The organism is Stenotrophomonas sp. YJH_SMC_110, assembly GCF_059369255.1.
Genome location: NZ_JCAFSM010000003.1, coordinates 380,838 through 398,989, shown reverse-complemented (window position 1 = coordinate 398,989; position 18,152 = coordinate 380,838). Strand labels below are relative to the sequence as shown.

Sequence of the window (18,152 nt, the reverse complement as noted above, 5' to 3'; positions counted from 1 at the left end):
GGTGGGGCGGTGTCGGAGTGCGGGGTGTCAGCCGCATGGATGCGGCTGCCAAGCCTTATCTGATCGGAATCTGGCAGCGTAGGTGTCGAGAGCCGGCGTGGGCCGCCGTGTAAGCCTGGATCTCGACGATCGCCATGTAGCAACTGTGTTGATGGAGGGGCCAAGCCCCTCCATCAACACAGTTGCTACATGGACGTACTTGCGGCGTCCCCGCACGCCGACACCGCCCCGCCAACCCACGGAATGCGTGCTGCTGCTGTTGTCGTTGAGGTTGCCGGCCAGCGGCCGGCACTACCAGGGGGGCAGGGCGCAGCCCTGCCGAAAAACACGCACAAAAAAACAGCAGGCCGAGGCCTGCTGTTTCGGTGTAATGGTGCGCCCGGAGAGATTCGAACTCCCGACCGCCTGGTTCGTAGCCAGGTACTCTATCCAACTGAGCTACGGGCGCCAATTACATAAACTTGTTGTGCTGACTGTGTATGGTGCGCCCGGAGAGATTCGAACTCCCGACCGCCTGGTTCGTAGCCAGGTACTCTATCCAACTGAGCTACGGGCGCGCGGTACACAATCAAATTTTACTGCATTTCCAGCGGCGGATGCTGAAAACCTGTCGAGTGGTGCGCCCGGAGAGATTCGAACTCCCGACCGCCTGGTTCGTAGCCAGGTACTCTATCCAACTGAGCTACGGGCGCCCTGCGACAGGAGCGGAATTATGCGGATGTCGGCGCGTACCGTCAACAGTTTTGTGAAAATTTTCATCCAACTGAATGAAAAAGCGGTCCGCCACAGCGTCAGGGGCCTTCAACCAGGCGAAATGATCCGCACGCGTGCCCAGTTCCTGCGCCGACAGCACGCGCAGCTGCGCGTCCACATTCGGCAGCTTGGCCAGCAATGTCTGCATCGATCCGGTCGGTGCCAACCAGTCGTGTTCCATCAACACCGCCTGCGCGCTGCCATGCACGCGCGCCATCTGTGCGTCGAGGTCTTCGTCCATGCCGGCCGCGGCATAGTGGTTGTTCAGGCCCACGCGCGCCCAGTCGGCGATCAGTCCGCGCGCTTCGGTGCCGCCGAAGCCGAGGCGCCGGCCATGCAGCACGCCCTGGCGCTGTGCGATCCACGGCAGGAAGCGGTAGACCAGTGGCAGCAGCCAGCCCCGCGGTGGCGGGAAGCCGCGCCAGAACGGTGAGCCGCTGGCCGCCAACCACAAGCGGTTGAAGTGCTGCGGATTGCGGCCGGCATGCACGCAGGCCAGCTGACCGCCGAGGCTGTGGCCACCGATGATCCAGGGCAGCGCGCCGGCCTCGTCATCCGCCGCGACAAGGACCGCCTGGCTGGTGGGCAGATCCTGTTCGAGTACCTCGCGATAGCCCCAGTCCTGCGTGCGCGACGGCCGCAGTGAGCTGCTGCCATTGCCGCGCCACTCGTGCAGGTACACCGCCACGCCCTTCGCCGCCAGCGCCTGCGCCAGCGGCAGGTAGTGGCGAGCGGCCACGCCCAGTGCCGGCAGCCACAGCAGGCGCGCGATGGGCTGTGCAGGCACGCAGGCAATCACTTCGTAGCGATGGCCATCAGCGCACTGCACGGCGAGGACGTCCGGTGTGAGGCTCATGCGTGTGGTGCCGCGCCGAAGTGATCGAGCACCAGCACCTCGCTGCGGCCGGGGGCATAGCCCTGCTGCAGGCCGCGTGCAACGTAGTCGATACCGGCTTCGCAGGCATTGGCCAGGCTCAAGCCGTTGCACAGTTGCGCGGCGATGGCCGAGGCCAGCGTGCAGCCGGTGCCATGTGCGTCCAGCGGCAGGCGGGCATGGATGAATTCTTCGCTGCTGACGCCGTCGAAGTAGCGGTCGATCACGCGGTTGCCTTCCTGCAGATGGCCACCTTTGAGCAGCACCGCACCGGCGCCCAGGTCGAGCAGGGCGGAAGCGGCGCGCTCCGCGTCATCGCCGTTGCCGATCTTCCGTCCGACCAGCAGCTCTGCTTCCGGCGTGTTCGGGGTGATCAGCGTGGCCAGCGGGATCAGCCGCTCGCGCATCGCCTGCAGGGCGCTGTCTTCCAGCAGGCGCGCGCCGCTGGTGGCGACCATCACCGGGTCCAGCACCACGTGTGGCGGGCGATGGCGCTCCAATGCATCGGCGACGGCATTGATCACCTCGGCGTTGGCCAGCATGCCGAGCTTCGCCGCGTGGATGTCGAAGTCGTCGAAGCAGGCGTCCAGTTGCGCGCGCAGGAAATCGATCGGCGGCACATGCACGGCGATGACGCCGCGGGTGTTCTGCGCGGTCAGTGCAGCAATCGCGGAAAGGCCATGCACGCGGTGTGCGGCGAAGGCCTTCAGGTCGGCCTGGATGCCGGCGCCACCACCGGAGTCGGAGCCGGCGATGGTGAGGGCGGAAACGGGAGTGGTCGGGCTCATCCAGCGATTGTGCCGTGGTCACCGTAAAGGAGGTAGCGTCGCCGCTGATAGATGGGGTCAGATCCCTTTTCCGCAGGAAAAGGGATCTGACCCCCCCGGAGCGCCGCCCTCAATGCCGCCAACGCACCCACTGCTGGTACAGCACATAACCCAGTCCGGTCAGGCCGGTCAGCAGGGCCGGGGCGAGCAGGGCGTCGTACTGCCAGCGCACGAACAGCCAGGCGCCGAGGATGCCGCCGGCGAGGAAGCCGCTGATGATCAGGCCGCTGAGGGTCAGTCGCCGTACCTGCAGTGGCAACCCGCGCAGCAGGTGGCCCAAGCCGATGCCGAGGTCGGTGAACATGCCGCTGAGGTGGGTGGTGCGCACCACCGCGCCGCTGAAGGTGGTGGCCATCGCATTCTGCAGGCCGCAGGCCATGGCAGCGGCCAGTGCACCCCATATCTGGTGCCGTTCGAACAGCGGAATGGCTACCAGCAACAGTGCTGACTCCAGCGCCAGCGCCACGCCGTAGCGTCGGCCCAGCTGCAGGGTGCTGTCCTGGATCAGCAGGCCGCTGAGCATTGCGCCCAGCGAGAACGCGATCAGCAGTCCCCACAGGTGTCCGACCGCGCGCCAGTCACCCTGGGCCAGTGCCATGCCGAGCTGGCTGGTACTGCCGGTCATGTGGCTGACCGCCTGGTGCTCGAAACCGAGGAAGCCGACCACGTTGACCATGCCGGCCACGCACGAGAGCGCGACCGCGCCGATCCAGACCCAGGTGGGCAGGCGTATTCCCATCGGCGGGGCCCCTCAGGGCCCGCCGAAGCCGCCGTTGAACTGCAGCTCGCTGAAGGTGTTGCTGGCCGGGTCGAACACCGCGCCCCAGAACTGCGCGCCGCCATCGCAGACGCGGATCGCTTCGCGGGCCGGATTGATGCCGCTGTCGTCGGGCAGGTGGAAGGCATTGATGTAGATCAGGCGTCGGCCTGCGCTTTCGATGCCGACGTACTGCCGGTCAAAGTCGAGCACCTTCGGCACCTGGGCCTCCAGCGAAGACAGGTTCGCTTCCAACTGGTCGATCTGCTGCCGGCTGGGTGCCCAGTAGCCGCTGACCCGCCCGGCCTCGCGGCCGGGGCTGGGCCGCGAGCAGGTGTCGAGCACCTGCGCGGCGATGATCGGGCGGGTGACCACCCAGGACTGGCCGGTGCGCTCGGCGGTGGGCACACTGGCCGGGCCGCGCGTAGTGGTGCAGGCGCCCAGCACGGCTGCGAGGGTGATTGCAGCCGTGGGCAGCAGCAGGCGGGTGCGGCGGTTCACAACACCTCCGAAGCGTAATCGGCCAGGCGCGAACGCTCGCCACGGCGCAGGGTGATGTGTGCACTATGCGGCCAGTTCTTGAAGCGATCCACCGCGTAGGTCAGGCCCGAGGTGGTCTCGGTCAGGTACGGGGTGTCGATCTGCTCGACGTTGCCCAGGCAGACGATCTTGGTGCCGGGGCCGGCGCGGGTGATCAGCGTCTTCATCTGCTTCGGGGTGAGGTTCTGTGCCTCGTCCAGGATCAGGTAGCGCGACAGGAACGTGCGGCCGCGCATGAAGTTCATCGAGCGGATCTTGATGCGGCTGGCCAGCAGGTCGTTGGTCGCCTGGCGCCCCCACGTGCCGCCTTCCTGGTTGTGCGTGAGCACTTCCAGGTTGTCGGTCAGCGCGCCCATCCACGGCGTCATCTTCTCTTCTTCGGTGCCGGGCAGGAAACCGATGTCCTCGCCGACGCTGACCGTGGCGCGGGTCATGATGATCTCGCGGTAGCGCTGCTGGTCCATCGTCTGCGCCAGGCCGGCGGCCAGCGCCAGCAGGGTCTTGCCGGTGCCGGCGGTACCCAGCAGCGTGACGAAGTCGATCTCCGGATCCATCAGTGCGTTGAGGGCGAAGTTCTGCTCGCGGTTGCGTGCGCTGATGCCCCACACGGCGTGGCTGCCGTGGCGGAAATCATCGACCAGCGACAGCACCACCTTGCCGTCACCGACCACGCGGCTGACGCGCAGCTCGACTTCATCTTCGCCGGGCAGGTAGACGTACTGGTTCGGGTACCACTCCTCGCCGTCCTGCGCCTGGATTTCGTAATGGGTACGGCCCTTGTCGCTCCAGCTGCGCAGGTCGTCGCCGTGGCGCTTCCAGAAGTCTTCCGGCAGCTCGGTAGCGCCGGTGTAGAGCAGGCTGAAATCGTCCAGCGCGCGGTCGTTCTCGTAGTCCTCGGACACGATGCCGGCGATGGCGGCCTTGATCCGCAGGTTGATGTCCTTGGAGACGAACACCACCGGCAGGTCGGGGGTTTCTTCCTTCAGGGCCAGGATCGCGCCGAGGATGGCGTTGTCCGGGATCACCTTGCCGAAGCTCTTGCCAGCGTCGAAATGGCTGGTCTGGAAGCGCAGCTTGCCGGCGCTCTGCTTGCCGCGCAGCTGCAGCCCATTCGGGCGCTGCAGCGGAATGCCGTCGGCCAGGTTGTCCAGGCCGGAGGCCTGCACCAGCTCGTTGAGGAAGCGGCTCACCTGGCGGGCGTTGCGGCTCGCTTCGGAGGTGCCCTTCTTGCCGTTGTCCAGCTCCTCGATCACCTGCATGGGCAGGTAAACGTCGTGCTCCTCGAATTTGAACAGCGCGGTCGGATCGTGCATCAGCACGTTGGTATCCAGCACGTAGATGCGCTTGCCTCGGGTCATCGTCGATTCCTGGTTACGGACAGGGAAAAACCACCACGGCCTGCTGCCGGGCAGGGTGATGGCAGACACAGTAGGCAGTGGGACTCACTTGGACTGGGAGGCCTTCAGTTCGGCGAGAACGGCATCGGCATGGCCGGCGACCTTGACCTTGCGCCAAGACTGCACGATGCGGCTGTCGGGGGAAATCAGGAAGGTGCTGCGTTCGATGCCACGTACCTGCTTGCCGTACATGTTCTTCATCTTGATCACGTCGAAGGCGCTGCACAGCGCTTCGTCGCCATCGCTGACCAGGGGGAAGCCGAAGCCCTGCCTGGCACAGAAATTGTCGTGCGACTTCACCGAATCGCGCGAGACGCCCAGCACGACCGCGCCGGCCTTCTTGAACTTCGGCAGCAGCGCGTTGAAGTCGATACCTTCGGTGGTGCAGCCGGGAGTGCTGTCCTTGGGGTAGAAGTACAGCACCAGCCACTGGCCGGTATAGTCGCCGAGGGTGGCCTGGTCGCCACCGGACAGCGCCAGCGGCAGGGAGAGGGTGGTGCTGTCCAGGGTATCGCCGTTGTTCATGAGGTCCTTCTGTCGAGCCTGGGTTCTTTCCAAGACAATTGCATGAAACGCCACGCGCCCGTGAGAGGCGCGCGAAAAATCAGGAATTCATTCAGAACTTCATCGGGTCCATGATCGCGTCCAGGTTCAGGTGGTCGCAGAACTCAAGGAAATCGTCGCGCAGCGCGGCGATGTGCATGTTGGCCGGCACGCCGATGGTGACCTGTGCACTGAACATTTCCGCACCGGTCTGCATGGCGCGGTAGCGCGTGCTCTGCAGGTTCTCGATGGTGATGCCCTGGCGGTCGAAGAAGTCGGCCAGCTGGAACAGGATGCCCGGCTTGTCGGCGGCGATCACTTCGACGATGTACGGCAGCAGGTTGGACTGCGCCTGCTTGGCGGCGGTGCGGTACCAGACCAGCTTCAGGCCCTCCTCGCGCTCCAGCCGGGTCAGCATCGCCTCGAGCTTGGCCACCGAGTCCCAGGAGCCGGTGGCCAGGGCGGTGACCGAGACATCGCGGCCGACCGTGGCCAGGCGTGCGTCCACCAGGTTGCAGCCGCTGTCGGCGATGCGGCGGGTGACGGACAGCAGGGGGGACTCCGGATGCGTCGTATAGGCGTTGATCAGGAGGTGGTTTTCGCTCGGCGCGGGGCGCGGGGTGGTGTCGGTCAAGGCGATTCCGGGTAATGCATGCGTGAGTCTGAATGCCCGCCAGAGGCGGGGATCCACCGGTGTCCAGCATACTTGCCCGTGCTTTCGCGCCGCAAGTAACATTCAGGCCGCCCCCAGCCTTTCGTGGCGGGCGTTTCCCTTCCCAGCCAAGAGCAGCACGTCCTTGTCCCTTTCCGGCCTCATCACCGCGCTGGCGACCCCGTTCCGGGCCGACGGCGCCCTCGATCCCGATGGTTGGCAGCGCCTGCTGCACCTGCAACTGGAGGGTGGCGTCCATGGCGTTGTCGTGGCTGGCTCGACCGGCGAAGCGGCGACCCTGACCGATGCCGAGTACGACCAGCTGCTGGCCAGCGCCGTCGAACGCATCGGCGGCCGCATCCCGGTCATGGCCGGCACCGGCCTGTCGGGCACCGCCAAGACCATCGAACAGACCCGCCGTGCCGCCGCCCTTGGCGCCAGCCACGCACTGGTGGTCACCCCGCCGTACGTGCGGCCGACCCAGGCTGGCCTGATCGCGCACTATCGCGCGGTGGCCGACCAGGGCGGGCTGCCGGTCGTGCTGTACAACGTGCCCGGCCGTACCGGCTGCGACATGCAGCCGGAGACCGTGGCCGAACTGGCCAGCCACCCCAATATCGTCGGCATCAAGGAAGCGGTGGGTGACACCGGCCGGGTGCAGGCGCTGCTGGCGCTGCGCAGCCCGAAGTTCGCCGTGCTCAGTGGCGACGACGGCACCGCCGCGCGTTCGATCCGGGCCGGCATCGATGGCCTGATCTCGGTCGGTTCCAACGTGCTTCCGGGCGCGTATCGCCGGATGTGCGAGCTGGCTGCCGCGCACGACCACGAAGCCACCGAGTCGTGGGACGCGCGCCTGCATCCCTTCCATGATTTCTGTGGCGTCGAACCCAACCCGATCCCGGTCAAGGCGCTGCTGCGCCGCATCGGCATCGGCCATGACCTGCGCCTGCCGCTGCTGCCGCTGTCGGCAGCACATCATCCCGCGGCCGACCACCTTGCCGGCGACATCGCCGCCCTCGAAGCCCTTTCCAGCCACTGACCTTCCGTCTTGGTCTGACCCAGGAGATTCACATGCGTCAATCCGTTTCCACTGTCCGCGTGCTGTCCTACGCCCTGCTTGCTGTAGCTGTTGCGGCCGGCACCACCGGCTGCTTCAAGCGTGGCGTCAAGGGCGACTACGCCCTGGCCCCGGAAATGCGCCCGCTGGAAGTACCGCCGGACCTGAACCTGCCCAACGCCACCACCGACAACAAGGTGCCGACACTGGCCTCGGCCACCAAGCCGGCGGCGCCGGTCGCCGCAGCCCCGGCGGTGGGCAACACCGGTTTCACCATTGCCGGTGGCAAGGATGAAGCCTTCGCCAAGGTCGGTACCGCACTGGAAGGCGTGGAAGGCGTGACCATTGCCAGCCGCGCGCAGCTGCTGGGCTCGTACGACGTGGCCTACGAAGGCAGCAACTTCCTGATCCGCGTGGTGGCGGTTGATGCAGGTGCCTACATCTCCGCGGTCGACCCGCGTGGCCTGCCGGCCACCGCCGAAGCGCCGGTGAAGCTGATCGCCGCGCTGAAGGCGAAGCTGGCTCAGTAAGGGCCGCCCTGGTGGAGGCCGACCTTGGTCGGCGCTTCCGTGCCAACCAAGGTTGGCACCTACCGGAAGACGTCCCTTGGTAGAGGCCGACCTTGGTCGGCGCTTTTGTGCCAACCAAGGTTGGCACCTACCGAGAACAGAAAAGGGCGCCATGGGCGCCCTTTTCTGTTGCCGCCGCGGGCGCTTCTCAGCGCTCCAGCAGCTTCAGCTTGTCCGGCTTGCCGTCCCATTCGCCGGCGTCGGCGGGCGGGTCCTTGCGCACGGTCAGCACCGGCCACTCCTTCGCCAGCTCGGCGTTGAGGGCAACGAAGCCTTCCTGGCCGGCGGGGACGTCGTCCTCGGGGAAAATCGCGTTGACCGGGCACTCCGGCTCGCAGAGGGTGCAGTCGATGCACTCATCCGGGTCGATCACCAGGAAGTTCGGGCCTTCGTGGAAGCAATCCACGGGGCACACTTCCACGCAATCGGTGTGTTTGCACTTGATGCAGTTTTCGGTGACGACAAAGGGCATGGGCTGGGGGTGGATCGATTCCTGAACCCGCCAATTCTAGAACAGGTTGGCCCCCGGTGTCGGGATGGGACGGAAAACGGGCGTCTGGCAGGCGCGGCCATTGGCGGCACGGCAGGGCGTGTGCGAGGCTGCGCGACAACCGGTCCTGGTGGCCGGGCTCCCTTCCCAGCAGGATCGTCCATGTCCCAGGCCCCGTCCCGCACCGCCTCCCACGGTGGTGAAAACACGGCGTTCATCGTCCTGATCAGTTGCGTGGCCACGCTTGGTGGCTTCCTGTTCGGCTTCGACAGTGGTGTCATCAACGGCACGGTCGATGGCCTGCGCCAGGCCTTCAACTCCAGCGAGGCGGCGCTGGGTTTCGAAGTTGCCTCGATGCTGCTGGGCTGCGCGATCGGTGCCTTCCTGGCCGGTTGGTTGGGCGACCGCCTGGGGCGCCGTGGTGTCCTGATCGTGTCCGCGCTGATGTTCCTGGTCTCGGCGCTGGGCGCCGGGGCGGCCCACGCGTCCTGGCTGTTCATCGCGGCCCGCGTGCTGGGCGGCTTTGCGGTGGGGGCGGCCAGCGTGATGTCACCGGCCTACATCGCCGAAGTCGCCTCAGCGCGCTATCGCGGTCGGCTGGCCACGGTGCAGCAGATGGCCATCATCTGCGGTTTGTTCGCGGCTTTCCTCAGCAATTACCTGCTGGCCCGCGCCGCCGGCGCCTCGACCGAGCCGCTGTGGCTGGGCCATGAGGCGTGGCGCTGGATGTTCTGGATGCAGGCGCTGCCCTCCGCGCTGTTCCTGCTGTTGCTGCTGGTGATTCCGGAAAGCCCGCGCTTCCTGGTGCTGAAGGGCCGCCAGGGGCAGGCGAGGGCGGTGTTGTCGCGACTGTACGGCGAGGCCGCTGCCCGGGCCAAGCAGGCCGAGATCGAAGCCAGCCTGGCACAGGACCAGCACAAGCCGCGCTTCGGCGACCTGCGCAGCAGGGCTACCGGCAGGCTGCGCCCGATCCTCTGGGTGGGCATCGGCCTGGCCATGTTCCAGCAGCTGGTCGGCATCAACGTGGTGTTCTACTACGGCGCGGTGCTGTGGCAGGCGGTGGGTTTCTCTGAAAGCGACGCACTGCTGATCAATGTGCTGTCCGGCGCGCTGAGCATCGGCGCCTGCCTGCTCACCGTGCTGCTGATCGACCGCATCGGGCGCAAGCCGCTGCTGTGGGTCGGCTCGGTCGGCATGTCGGTGGCGCTGGTGCTGATGGTGGTGGCGTTTGCCAGCGGCAGCCTGGCCGGCGGGCGCCTGCAGCTGTCCGATGGCATGGGACGGCTGGCGCTGGTCGCCGCCAACGTCTACGTGGTGTTCTTCAACATGTCCTGGGGCCCGGTGATGTGGGTGATGCTGGGCGAGATGTTCCCCAACCAGATCCGCGGCCCGGCGCTGGCGGTGGCGGGTGCGGCGCAATGGACCTCGAACTTCGCGATCACCGTGACCTTCCCGATGCTGCTGGCCGGCATCGGCCTGGCCGGCGCCTATGGCATCTACGCGGTCGCGGCGATCCTCTCGATCGTCTTCGTGGTCCGCTACGTACGCGAGACCAAGGGCAAGGAGCTGGAGCAGATGGAAGGCTGACGGCGACTGGCTTCGGTTGCGTTCCGTTGGCGCCTGCTTGTCCAGAGTGTGAGGGGGCAGGCTGATCTGGCCCCCTCCTGACAGTTTCATGGTGCGTGCGGATGCGGCGAAGCGCTGGTCGGTTGTTGCCGCAGCTGGCGGGAAACCGTCCAGAGTCGGTGGGGTCACCCAGGGCAGGACCGTTGGCGCCAAGGATGGCGCCATCGAGCCCCCATGGATGGGTTCACGGCGTGTCCTGCCCTGGGTGACCCCACCGGCTCGAGCCGATTGCAGGGAGGCGCCAAAGCGACCAACCCGACCGCAATCACTGCAATCCCGGAAAACAGAAAAGCCCGCACAAGGCGGGCTTTTTCGGTTCCTGCTGCGGCGACTGGCGCTCCCTAGGGGACTCGAACCCCTGTTTTAGCCTTGAGAGGGCCACGTCCTAACCACTAGACGAAGGGAGCGTAACTGTGTCGCTGCCGAGGCAGGAGCGCTAGTATATGCACCTCGATGCCATTGGGCAATCCCGAAACTTCAACCGGAAGCGCCAACATCATTTCCTCTGCTACATCACCGTTCAGCCTGCGCGTCATCCCGCGCGACCAGCACACGATCTCCCGCAAGGACATCAGCCCGAACGCCCTGCGCGTGCTTTACCGCCTGCGCGATGCCGGCTTCGGCGCCTACCTTGTCGGCGGCGCGGTGCGCGATCTGCTGGTCAATGGCCAACCCAAGGATTTCGACGTGGCCACCGACGCCACGCCCGAGCAGGTCAAGCAGCTGTTCCGCAACTGCCGCCTGATCGGCCGCCGGTTCCGCCTCGCCCACGTAGTGTTCGGTCGCGAAATCATCGAAGTCGCCACCTTCCGTGCCAACAGCGATGACGGCAGCGGCGACCGCGAGATGGAAAACGGCATGCTCGTGCGCGACAACGTGTACGGCACCATCGAAGACGACGCCATCCGCCGCGACTTCACCTGCAACGCCCTGTACTACGCCATCGAGGACTTCTCGGTGCGCGACTACACCGGTGGTTTCGAGGACGTGCAGGCGCGCCTGATGAAGCTGATCGGCGACCCGGTGCAGCGCTACCAGGAAGACCCGGTACGCATGCTGCGAGCGGTGCGCCTGGCGGCCAAGCTCGGCTTCCAGATCGAAGAGGGTACTGCCGCGCCGATCCCGCACCTGGCCGGCCTGCTCAACGAAGCCGCGCCAGCGCGCCTGTTCGAGGAAGTGCTCAAGCTGTTCCTGTCCGGACACGGCGTGGCCAGCTTCGAAGGCCTTGAGCGTTACGGCCTGCTCGACGTGCTGTTCCCGGAAAGCGCCAAGGCGCTGAAAGCCAACCGCACCGGCGCGCTGCGCCGCATGCTGGTCGAGGGCCTGGCCAATACCGATGCGCGGGTGGCCAACGACGAACCGGTCTCGCCGGCGTTCCTGTTCGCGCTGCTGCTGTGGCCGGCGTTCTGCCGTGCACAGGCGACCCTGCTCAAGCAGGGCGTGGCACCGGAAGAGGCGCAGCGCCGCGCCGCCGACCGCGTCACCGTGCAGCAGTTGAGCACCATCGCGCTGCCGCGCCGCTTCTCGCTGCCGATGCAGGAAATCTGGCTGCTGCAGTCGCGCTTCAGCTCGCGCCAGCGCAAGCGCGTGTTCCGCACCCTGACCCATCCGCGCTTCCGTGCCGCGTTCGATTTCCTCAGCCTGCGCCAGGTGGCGTCGTCCGAGCACGCCGCCGATGTCGAGTTCTGGCGCGAAGCGCAGGCGCAGTCCGGTCGTGAGCTGGAGTCGTCGCTGGATGCGATGCACAGCGAAGATGGCGATGACGAGAGCGGAGCGCCGCGCAAGCGCCGCCGTCGCCGCCGTCGTCCGGGTGCCGCGGCCGGTGCAGCGGGCGAGTAAGCGATGACCCTCGCCTGGATCGGCCTCGGCGCCAACCTCGGCGACGCGGCCGCCACCGTCGGCGCGGCGATTGCCTCGCTGGACGGCCTGCCCGGGACCCGGCTGCGCCAGGCCTCGCGGCTTTACGCAACGCCGGCCTGGGGCAATGAAGACCAGCCGCCGTTCGTCAATGCGGTGGCCTCGGTCGAAACCACCTTGCCGGCCGATGAGCTGCTGCAGGCCATGCTGGCGCTGGAGCAGCGCTTCGGTCGCACGCGTGATCCGGCAGTGCACTGGGGCCCGCGCGCGCTGGACCTGGACCTGCTGCTGTATGGCGCGCAAGCGCTCGACCAGCCTGGGCTGAAGGTGCCGCATCCGTACCTGCACGAGCGTGCCTTCGTGCTGGTGCCGCTGGCCGAAATCGCGCCGGAACTTACAATTCCTGGCCATGGACGCGTGCAGGATGCAGTGATGCGGGTCGATGCCTGCGGGATCGCGCCGATAGGGTGATAATGCCCGGGTTATCTCCCCCGGTTATCAGCACATGAGCACCCACGCAGACAGCAAGCCCTGGACCGTTCCCGCCCTGGCCGAGGCCAAGCGCAATGGCCAGAAGCTGGTCATGTTGACCGCCTACGACGCCGGCTTCGCCCGCACCTTCGATGCCAACGGCGTCGACCTGATCCTGATCGGCGATTCGCTGGGCATGGTCGTGCAGGGTCATGATTCGACCCTGCCGGTGACCGTGGCCGACATGGTCTACCACACCCGGGCCGTGGCCCGCGTGCTGCAGCGTGCGCTGCTGGTGGCCGACCTGCCGTTCGGCGCCGATGCCACCCCGGAACGCGCGCTGGATGCCTCGCTGCAGCTGCTGCAGGCCGGTGCCGAGATGGTCAAGATCGAAGGTGCCGGCTTCAAGGTCGACATCATCCGCTACCTGGTCGAGCGCGAGATTCCGGTCTGCGCGCACCTCGGCCTGACCCCGCAGTCGGTGCTGCGACTGGGCGGCTTCAAGATCCAGGGCCGCGGCGATGCTGCGCGCCAGCTGGTGGAGGACGCCAGGGCCGTGGCCGCCGCAGGCGCCAGCATCATGGTGCTTGAATGCGTGCCGACTCCGGTCGCTGCCGAAGTGACCGCTGCGGTGGATGTGCCGACCATCGGCATTGGCGCGGGCCCGCAGTGCGATGGCCAGGTGCTGGTGCTGCACGATTTCCTCGGCCTGGACAGTGGCCATCGCCGTCCCAAGTTCGTCAAGGATTTCCTTGCCGAAGGTGGCTCGGTGGCCGGTGCCACCCGCGCCTTTGCCGACGCGGTGCGCGACGGCAGCTTCCCCGACGAACAGCACGCCTACGCCCAATGATCCAGACCTTCAACGAGCTCGGCGCGTTGCGCGAGCAGATCGCCCAGTGGAAGCGTGAGGGCCTGCGCGTGGCGCTGGTGCCGACCATGGGCAACCTGCATGGGGGGCACCATTCGCTGGTGACCCTGGCCCGCCAGTACGCCGACAAGGTGGTGGCGAGCATCTTCGTCAATCCGACCCAGTTCGGCCCCAACGAGGATTTCAGTCGCTACCCGCGCACGCCCGAGGCCGACGTGGCCGGGCTGGAGCAGGTCGGCTGCGATGCCGTGTGGCTGCCCAGCGTGGAGACGATGTATCCGCTGGGCGTGGACAGGACCACGCGCATGCACGCGCCGGGTGTCAGTGAAGTGCTGGAGGGCGCCAGCCGCCCGGGGCACTTCGATGGCGTCTGCACGGTGGTGGCGCGCCTGTTCCTGCAGGTGCAGCCGGACGTGGCCGTGTTCGGCCGCAAGGACTACCAGCAGCTTGCCGTGATCAGGCAGATGGTGGCCGAGCTGTCGTTCCCGATCCAGATCGTCGGTGCTGAGATCGTGCGCGACGAGGATGGCCTGGCCAAGAGTTCGCGCAACCAGTACCTGAGCGACGAACAGCGCCCGGTCGCGACCACCATCCACCGCACCCTGCTGGGCATGCGCGAGGGCTACGTGGCGGGGCAGGCACGTGATCGCATCGAAGCCGACGCCACGGCCGCATTGCAGGCAGCCGGGTTCCAGGTCGACTACGCGGTGCTGCGCACCCCGGAGCTGGCCGAGCCGACCTTCGACGGCGGTGGCCGCGTGGCGCTGATTGCCGCGCGCCTGGGAACCACCCGGTTGATCGACAACCTGGAGTTCTGAGTTCCGGCGGCGCCGCGCGATGCATGGGGTCAGATCCCTTTTCCAGGGGAAAAGGGTTCTGACCCCGGTTTCACCGCCTACCTGAACAGGTTGCCGGCCGTGATGCCCCGCGCTGCGCGGGTGCTAGAATCCGCTCTTTCCTTTGCCGTTGCAGCGCCCCCATGCACCTGTCCCTGCTCAAGACCAAGATCCATCGCGCCACCGTCACCCATTCCGAGCTGAACTACGAAGGCTCGATCGCCATCGATGACAACCTGCTGGCTGCCACCGGCATCCGCGAGTTCGAGCAGGTGCACATCTGGGACGTGACCAATGGTGCGCGTTTCTCGACCTATGCCATCCGCGCCGAAGCCGGCAGCGGCGTTGTCTCGCTCAACGGTGGCGCCGCGCGCCACGTGCAGGTCGGTGACATCATCATCATCGCCGCGTTCGCCAGCATGACCGAGCAGGAAGCTGACAGCTTCAGGCCGAAGCTGGTGTACGTTGATGGCAACAACCAGATCACCCACACCAACGACACGATCCCGACCCAGGCCGCATGACAACGAACAACGGATTCGACTCGCTGCATTCCCACGCCCAGCGCCTGAAGGGCGCAAGCATTCCCAGCCTGCTCGCCGCCGAACCCGGCCGTGTACAGGAGCTGGCGCTGCGGGTCGGTCCGTTGTACGTCAATTTCGCCCGGCAGAAATACGATGCCGCGGCGTTGCAGGCGCTGTTGGCGCTGGCTGCCGAGCGTGATGTCGGTGGTGCCATCACGCGCCTGTTCCGCGGCGAACAGGTCAACCTGACCGAAGGGCGCGCCGCGCTGCATACCGCGCTGCGCGGCGATGTGGTCGATGCGCCGGTGGCGGCCGAGGCCTATGCCACCGCGCGCGCGATCCGCCAGCGCATGGGCGTGCTGGTGCGCGCGCTGGAAGACAGTGGCGTGACCGATGTGGTCAGCGTCGGCATCGGTGGTTCCGACCTTGGCCCGCGCCTGGTCGCCGACGCGCTGCGTCCGGTCAGCGGTGCGCGCCTGCGCGTGCATTTCGTCTCGAACGTGGACGGCGCCGCCATGCAGCGCACGCTGGCCACGCTGGATCCGGCCAAGACCGCCGGCATCCTCATCTCCAAGACCTTCGGTACGCAGGAAACGCTGCTCAACGGCCAGATCCTGCACGACTGGCTGGGCGGCAGCGAGCGCCTGTATGCAGTCAGCGCCAATCCGGATCGCGCCGCCAAGGCCTTCGCGATCGCCGCCGATCGCGTACTGCCGATGTGGGACTGGGTGGGTGGCCGCTATTCGCTGTGGTCGGCGGTCGGTTTCCCGATCGCGTTGGCGATCGGCTTCGAGCGCTTTGAGCAGCTGCTGGAAGGCGCCGCACAGATGGATGCGCATGCGCTGGATGCACCGCTGGAGCGCAACCTGCCGGTGCTGCATGGCCTGACCGACATCTGGAACCGCAACCTGCTGGGCCATGCCACGCATGCGGTGATGACCTACGACCAGCGTCTGGCGCTGCTGCCGGCCTACCTGCAGCAGCTGGTGATGGAAAGCCTGGGCAAGCGCGTGCAGCGTGATGGTGCGCCGGTCACCACCGACACCGTGCCGGTGTGGTGGGGTGGGGCAGGCACCGATGTGCAGCACAGCTTCTTCCAGGCGCTGCACCAGGGCACCAGCGTCGTTCCGGCCGACTTCATCGGCTGTGTGCACAACGATGATCCCTACACGATCAATCACCAGGCCCTGCTGGCCAACCTGTTGGCACAGACCGAGGCGCTGGCCAATGGCCAGAGCAGCGACGATCCGCACCGTGATTACCCGGGCGGGCGGCCGAGTACGCTGATCCTGCTCGACGCGCTGACCCCGCAGGCACTGGGTGCGCTGATCGCCATGTACGAACACGCCGTGTACGTGCAGTCGGTGATCTGGAACATCAACGCGTTCGACCAGTTCGGTGTCGAGCTCGGCAAGCAACTGGCCAGTGGCCTGCTGCCGGCGCTGCAGGGCGAGGATGTGGCGGTTGCCGATCCGATGACCCGCGAGATCCTGGCGCAGCTGAAGCGCTGATGCTCTGGTAGTGCCGGCCGCTGGCCGGCATCCAGGTGATGCTTCAATCGTTCATGAGGTTGCCGGCCAGCGGCCGGCACTACCGCAGCGGATGGGTTGCCGGCCACCGGCCGGCACTACCGCGTCACCGGCTCGGGTCGCGCTCCGGGCTTGGCCGCTTGGCCAGTTTGCGCTGCAGCGAGCGCCGGTGCATGCCGAGAAGGCGCGCGGCCGCTGACACGTTGCCGCCGGTCTCGTGCATCGCCTGCTGGATGTGTTCCCACTGCAGGCGGCTGATCGGCGTCATCGCATCGGGCACTTCCATTTCGCCATCGTCGGCCGGGCCGTCGTCTTCCTCGCCGAGGGCGCGCAGGATCATCGGCACCGTGGCCGGCTTCGGCAGGTAATCATCCGCACCCAGCTTGATCGCCTCCACCGCGGTGGCGATGCTGGCGTAGCCGGTCACCAGCAGGATCCGCATGTCCGCGCGCAGCGCGCGCAGCGGCTGGATCAGTGCCAGGCCGGAATCGCTGCCCAGCTTCAGGTCGATCAGCGCGAAGGCCGGTGGATGCTGCCGGGCCAGCGCCAGCGCACTGGCGGCATCCTGTGCGGTCTGCGTTTCAAGCCCCTTGCGGGCCAGGCTGCGTTGCAGGGTACGCAGGTACAGCTCGTCGTCGTCGACCAGCAGGCCCAGGGTGGAATGGTGAAGGGTCATGGGGTGTCCTCGCGTGGGGCCAGCGGCAGGCGGAAGCCGACGCGGCTGCCGGCCCCCTGGGCCGGGCGCATCCACATCTCGCCGTCGAGGCGTTCGATGGTGGCATGGGACAGGGCCAGGCCGACGCCCATGCCCTCGCTCTTGCTGCTGCCGAACAGCTTGCCCGGCAGCACGGCGGCACGGGCGTCGAAGCCATGGCCGTAGTCGCGGACTTCGCCGATCAGGTCGTCGCCTTCGATGCGCAGGTCCAGGTCCACGCGTGGCCGGCCGGCTTTCTCGCCGGCATCGGCGGCGTTGTTGAGCAGGACCATCAGCAGATGGCCTACGCCCGGGTCCAGCGGCAGCCGCAGCGGCGCATCATCGTTGCGGTGCAGGTCGATGGTCGGCCGCACCAGGCGCCATTGCTCAAGCACCTGCTGTGCGCTGGAATGGCTGCGGCCCGGTGCGTCGGCCGAGGCCGGAGCAGCCAGCGCCAGCACGCGCTCCCGGCACTGCACCAGCAGCTCGCGCAGGGTTTCCATGTCCTCGCGCACTTCCGGCTCTTCGCTGCGCTCGGCCACATCGTCGGCCAGCAGGGTCATGGTCGCCAGCGGCGTGTTCAGTTCATGCGCCACCGAGGCGGCATGGGTGGCCAGCGCGACGATGCCCTCGTTGCGGGCGAAGCGCTCGCGCAGTGCCGACAGTTCCAGTTCGCGCTCCCGCAGGGCCAGCGCCAGCCGGGTGGAGAAGGCCAGTACCACCGCGGCGGAGATCAGGAAGTTGGCGACCACGCCCCAGCGATTCAGGTCCTGCGCGCGGAAATAACCGTCCGGCAATGGCTGGCCGAAGATGCCGCTGGCGGCGTAGCCGAGCAGGCAGGCCAGTGCGACCGCCAATGCCCAGCGCAGGGGCAGGGCGAACGCGGCCAGCGCGATCAGGATCAGGAACAGCGAGCTGAACGGGTTGGCCATGCCGCCGCTCCAGCCGACCATCCAGGTCAGGATGATCACGTCCACCAGGATGTGGCCGAACGCGGTCAGCGGTGCGGTGTCAGCCGCGTCCGGACGCAACTGGGTATAGATGTTGAACAGGGCCAGCACCGCCACGCCGGCCCATAGCGGCAGCTGCGGCAACGGCAGGCCCAGCACCCAGGTGGCAACCAGGATGGTGGCGGCCTGGCCGCCTACGGCAAGCCAGCGCAGGCTGCACAGGGTACGGAGAAACGGGGCGTCGGGACCGGTCATTCACGCTCATCGTATGCGTTCACGGGCGGCTGTGCCTGCGACAATCGGCCGCAGCCGTGCCACCGGCTGAATGCGAGTCACCC

Annotated in this window: 19 protein-coding genes and 4 tRNA genes; 9 read left to right on the top strand and 14 right to left on the bottom strand. The window is 67.1% G+C overall.

Features of this window, described 5'->3' with window-relative positions:
* Positions 1 to 371: 371 nt before the first annotated feature.
* The 10 genes from AC5P6H_RS09030 to AC5P6H_RS08985 form a co-directional block, all read right to left on the bottom strand.
* Positions 372 to 448 (bottom strand) — tRNA-Arg (locus AC5P6H_RS09030).
* Between the two features lie 32 nt (positions 449 to 480).
* Positions 481 to 557, bottom strand: a tRNA-Arg gene (locus tag AC5P6H_RS09025).
* 58 nt (positions 558 to 615) lie between these two features.
* A tRNA-Arg gene (locus AC5P6H_RS09020) sits at positions 616 to 692 on the bottom strand.
* The gene (locus tag AC5P6H_RS09015) at positions 683 to 1,609 is read right to left on the bottom strand and encodes an alpha/beta hydrolase family protein (RefSeq protein WP_142234573.1); all 927 of its coding nucleotides are present in this window, start codon (positions 1,607 to 1,609) and stop codon (positions 683 to 685) included. Before AC5P6H_RS09015 ends, AC5P6H_RS09020 begins: the two co-directional genes overlap by 10 nt.
* Positions 1,606 to 2,415 carry a bifunctional hydroxymethylpyrimidine kinase/phosphomethylpyrimidine kinase gene (thiD, locus tag AC5P6H_RS09010; protein ID WP_495202537.1) on the bottom strand — a complete coding sequence of 270 codons (810 nt, stop codon included), beginning with the start codon at positions 2,413 to 2,415 and terminating at the stop codon, positions 1,606 to 1,608. Before thiD ends, AC5P6H_RS09015 begins: the two co-directional genes overlap by 4 nt.
* A gap of 109 nt (positions 2,416 to 2,524) precedes the next feature.
* The gene (locus AC5P6H_RS09005; RefSeq protein ID WP_495202536.1) at positions 2,525 to 3,193 is read right to left on the bottom strand and encodes a YoaK family protein; all 669 of its coding nucleotides are present in this window, start codon (positions 3,191 to 3,193) and stop codon (positions 2,525 to 2,527) included.
* Positions 3,194 to 3,205: 12 nt separating this feature from the next.
* Positions 3,206 to 3,712, bottom strand: coding sequence for a hypothetical protein (locus AC5P6H_RS09000; RefSeq protein WP_014646741.1), 507 nt, complete (start codon positions 3,710 to 3,712; stop codon positions 3,206 to 3,208).
* Positions 3,709 to 5,109: a PhoH family protein gene (locus AC5P6H_RS08995; protein WP_014646742.1), complete on the bottom strand. Its 1,401-nt coding sequence runs from the start codon at positions 5,107 to 5,109 to the stop codon at positions 3,709 to 3,711. The genes AC5P6H_RS09000 and AC5P6H_RS08995 overlap by 4 nt, the downstream gene beginning before the upstream one ends.
* 84 nt (positions 5,110 to 5,193) lie before the next feature.
* Positions 5,194 to 5,673, bottom strand: coding sequence for a peroxiredoxin (locus AC5P6H_RS08990; protein ID WP_197575257.1), 480 nt, complete (start codon positions 5,671 to 5,673; stop codon positions 5,194 to 5,196).
* A 91-nt stretch (positions 5,674 to 5,764) separates the two neighbouring features.
* Positions 5,765 to 6,325: a glycine cleavage system transcriptional repressor gene (locus tag AC5P6H_RS08985; protein ID WP_005409051.1), complete on the bottom strand. Its 561-nt coding sequence runs from the start codon at positions 6,323 to 6,325 to the stop codon at positions 5,765 to 5,767.
* 163 nt (positions 6,326 to 6,488) lie between these two features.
* Here AC5P6H_RS08985 and dapA point away from each other — a divergent pair, with 163 nt between their 5' ends.
* The gene (dapA, locus tag AC5P6H_RS08980) at positions 6,489 to 7,382 is read left to right on the top strand and encodes a 4-hydroxy-tetrahydrodipicolinate synthase (RefSeq protein WP_014646744.1); all 894 of its coding nucleotides are present in this window, start codon (positions 6,489 to 6,491) and stop codon (positions 7,380 to 7,382) included.
* 32 nt (positions 7,383 to 7,414) lie between these two features.
* Positions 7,415 to 7,930 carry a hypothetical protein gene (locus AC5P6H_RS08975; protein WP_495202535.1) on the top strand — a complete coding sequence of 172 codons (516 nt, stop codon included), beginning with the start codon at positions 7,415 to 7,417 and terminating at the stop codon, positions 7,928 to 7,930.
* Positions 7,931 to 8,117: 187 nt separating this feature from the next.
* On the opposite strand, the gene fdxA is transcribed toward AC5P6H_RS08975, so the two are convergent.
* The gene (gene fdxA / locus AC5P6H_RS08970) at positions 8,118 to 8,441 is read right to left on the bottom strand and encodes a ferredoxin FdxA (protein ID WP_005409054.1); all 324 of its coding nucleotides are present in this window, start codon (positions 8,439 to 8,441) and stop codon (positions 8,118 to 8,120) included.
* Between the two features lie 180 nt (positions 8,442 to 8,621).
* Here fdxA and AC5P6H_RS08965 point away from each other — a divergent pair, with 180 nt between their 5' ends.
* The gene (locus tag AC5P6H_RS08965; RefSeq protein ID WP_075077236.1) at positions 8,622 to 10,046 is read left to right on the top strand and encodes a sugar porter family MFS transporter; all 1,425 of its coding nucleotides are present in this window, start codon (positions 8,622 to 8,624) and stop codon (positions 10,044 to 10,046) included.
* Between the two features lie 371 nt (positions 10,047 to 10,417).
* Here the strand turns inward: AC5P6H_RS08965 and AC5P6H_RS08960 are convergent.
* Positions 10,418 to 10,492, bottom strand: a tRNA-Glu gene (locus AC5P6H_RS08960).
* 52 nt (positions 10,493 to 10,544) lie between these two features.
* On the opposite strand from AC5P6H_RS08960, the gene pcnB reads away from it, so the two are divergent.
* The 6 genes from pcnB (at position 10,545) to pgi (ending at position 16,152) form a co-directional block, all read left to right on the top strand.
* Positions 10,545 to 11,924 carry a polynucleotide adenylyltransferase PcnB gene (gene pcnB, locus AC5P6H_RS08955; protein WP_032960826.1) on the top strand — a complete coding sequence of 460 codons (1,380 nt, stop codon included), beginning with the start codon at positions 10,545 to 10,547 and terminating at the stop codon, positions 11,922 to 11,924.
* 3 nt (positions 11,925 to 11,927) lie between these two features.
* Positions 11,928 to 12,413: a 2-amino-4-hydroxy-6-hydroxymethyldihydropteridine diphosphokinase gene (gene folK, locus AC5P6H_RS08950; RefSeq protein ID WP_495202534.1), complete on the top strand. Its 486-nt coding sequence runs from the start codon at positions 11,928 to 11,930 to the stop codon at positions 12,411 to 12,413.
* 34 nt (positions 12,414 to 12,447) lie between these two features.
* On the top strand, positions 12,448 to 13,263 hold the full coding sequence (gene panB / locus AC5P6H_RS08945; protein ID WP_014646749.1) for a 3-methyl-2-oxobutanoate hydroxymethyltransferase: 816 nt from the start codon (positions 12,448 to 12,450) through the stop codon (positions 13,261 to 13,263).
* A complete protein-coding gene (gene panC, locus AC5P6H_RS08940; RefSeq protein WP_014646750.1) occupies positions 13,260 to 14,099 on the top strand; it encodes a pantoate--beta-alanine ligase in 840 nt (279 codons plus the stop codon). The genes panB and panC overlap by 4 nt, the downstream gene beginning before the upstream one ends.
* A gap of 161 nt (positions 14,100 to 14,260) precedes the next feature.
* The gene (gene panD / locus AC5P6H_RS08935) at positions 14,261 to 14,641 is read left to right on the top strand and encodes an aspartate 1-decarboxylase (protein ID WP_014646751.1); all 381 of its coding nucleotides are present in this window, start codon (positions 14,261 to 14,263) and stop codon (positions 14,639 to 14,641) included.
* Positions 14,638 to 16,152 carry a glucose-6-phosphate isomerase gene (pgi, locus tag AC5P6H_RS08930; protein WP_049442316.1) on the top strand — a complete coding sequence of 505 codons (1,515 nt, stop codon included), beginning with the start codon at positions 14,638 to 14,640 and terminating at the stop codon, positions 16,150 to 16,152. Before panD ends, pgi begins: the two co-directional genes overlap by 4 nt.
* 124 nt (positions 16,153 to 16,276) lie before the next feature.
* Here the strand turns inward: pgi and AC5P6H_RS08925 are convergent, their stop codons facing one another.
* Both AC5P6H_RS08925 and AC5P6H_RS08920 read right to left on the bottom strand, forming a co-directional pair.
* A complete protein-coding gene (locus AC5P6H_RS08925; RefSeq protein WP_241886683.1) occupies positions 16,277 to 16,846 on the bottom strand; it encodes a response regulator transcription factor in 570 nt (189 codons plus the stop codon).
* The gene (locus tag AC5P6H_RS08920; RefSeq protein WP_032960817.1) at positions 16,843 to 18,069 is read right to left on the bottom strand and encodes an ATP-binding protein; all 1,227 of its coding nucleotides are present in this window, start codon (positions 18,067 to 18,069) and stop codon (positions 16,843 to 16,845) included. Before AC5P6H_RS08920 ends, AC5P6H_RS08925 begins: the two co-directional genes overlap by 4 nt.
* Positions 18,070 to 18,152 lie beyond the last annotated feature (83 nt).

Excerpts from the sequence above, each read along its gene's own strand:
- AC5P6H_RS09015 (WP_142234573.1), bottom strand. The coding sequence starts at position 1,609 with ATGAGCCTCACACCGGACGTCCTCGCCGTGCAGTGCGCTGATGGCCAT.
- thiD (WP_495202537.1), bottom strand. The coding sequence starts at position 2,415 with ATGAGCCCGACCACTCCCGTTTCCGCCCTCACCATCGCCGGCTCCGAC.
- AC5P6H_RS09005 (WP_495202536.1), bottom strand. The coding sequence starts at position 3,193 with ATGGGAATACGCCTGCCCACCTGGGTCTGGATCGGCGCGGTCGCGCTC.
- AC5P6H_RS08995 (WP_014646742.1), bottom strand. The coding sequence starts at position 5,109 with ATGACCCGAGGCAAGCGCATCTACGTGCTGGATACCAACGTGCTGATG.
- AC5P6H_RS08990 (WP_197575257.1), bottom strand. The coding sequence starts at position 5,673 with ATGAACAACGGCGATACCCTGGACAGCACCACCCTCTCCCTGCCGCTG.
- AC5P6H_RS08975 (WP_495202535.1), top strand. The coding sequence starts at position 7,415 with ATGCGTCAATCCGTTTCCACTGTCCGCGTGCTGTCCTACGCCCTGCTT.
- fdxA (WP_005409054.1), bottom strand. The coding sequence starts at position 8,441 with ATGCCCTTTGTCGTCACCGAAAACTGCATCAAGTGCAAACACACCGAT.
- AC5P6H_RS08965 (WP_075077236.1), top strand. The coding sequence starts at position 8,622 with ATGTCCCAGGCCCCGTCCCGCACCGCCTCCCACGGTGGTGAAAACACG.
- folK (WP_495202534.1), top strand. The coding sequence starts at position 11,928 with ATGACCCTCGCCTGGATCGGCCTCGGCGCCAACCTCGGCGACGCGGCC.
- panB (WP_014646749.1), top strand. The coding sequence starts at position 12,448 with ATGAGCACCCACGCAGACAGCAAGCCCTGGACCGTTCCCGCCCTGGCC.
- panC (WP_014646750.1), top strand. The coding sequence starts at position 13,260 with ATGATCCAGACCTTCAACGAGCTCGGCGCGTTGCGCGAGCAGATCGCC.
- panD (WP_014646751.1), top strand. The coding sequence starts at position 14,261 with ATGCACCTGTCCCTGCTCAAGACCAAGATCCATCGCGCCACCGTCACC.
- pgi (WP_049442316.1), top strand. The coding sequence starts at position 14,638 with ATGACAACGAACAACGGATTCGACTCGCTGCATTCCCACGCCCAGCGC.
- AC5P6H_RS08925 (WP_241886683.1), bottom strand. The coding sequence starts at position 16,846 with ATGACCCTTCACCATTCCACCCTGGGCCTGCTGGTCGACGACGACGAG.
- AC5P6H_RS08920 (WP_032960817.1), bottom strand. The coding sequence starts at position 18,069 with ATGACCGGTCCCGACGCCCCGTTTCTCCGTACCCTGTGCAGCCTGCGC.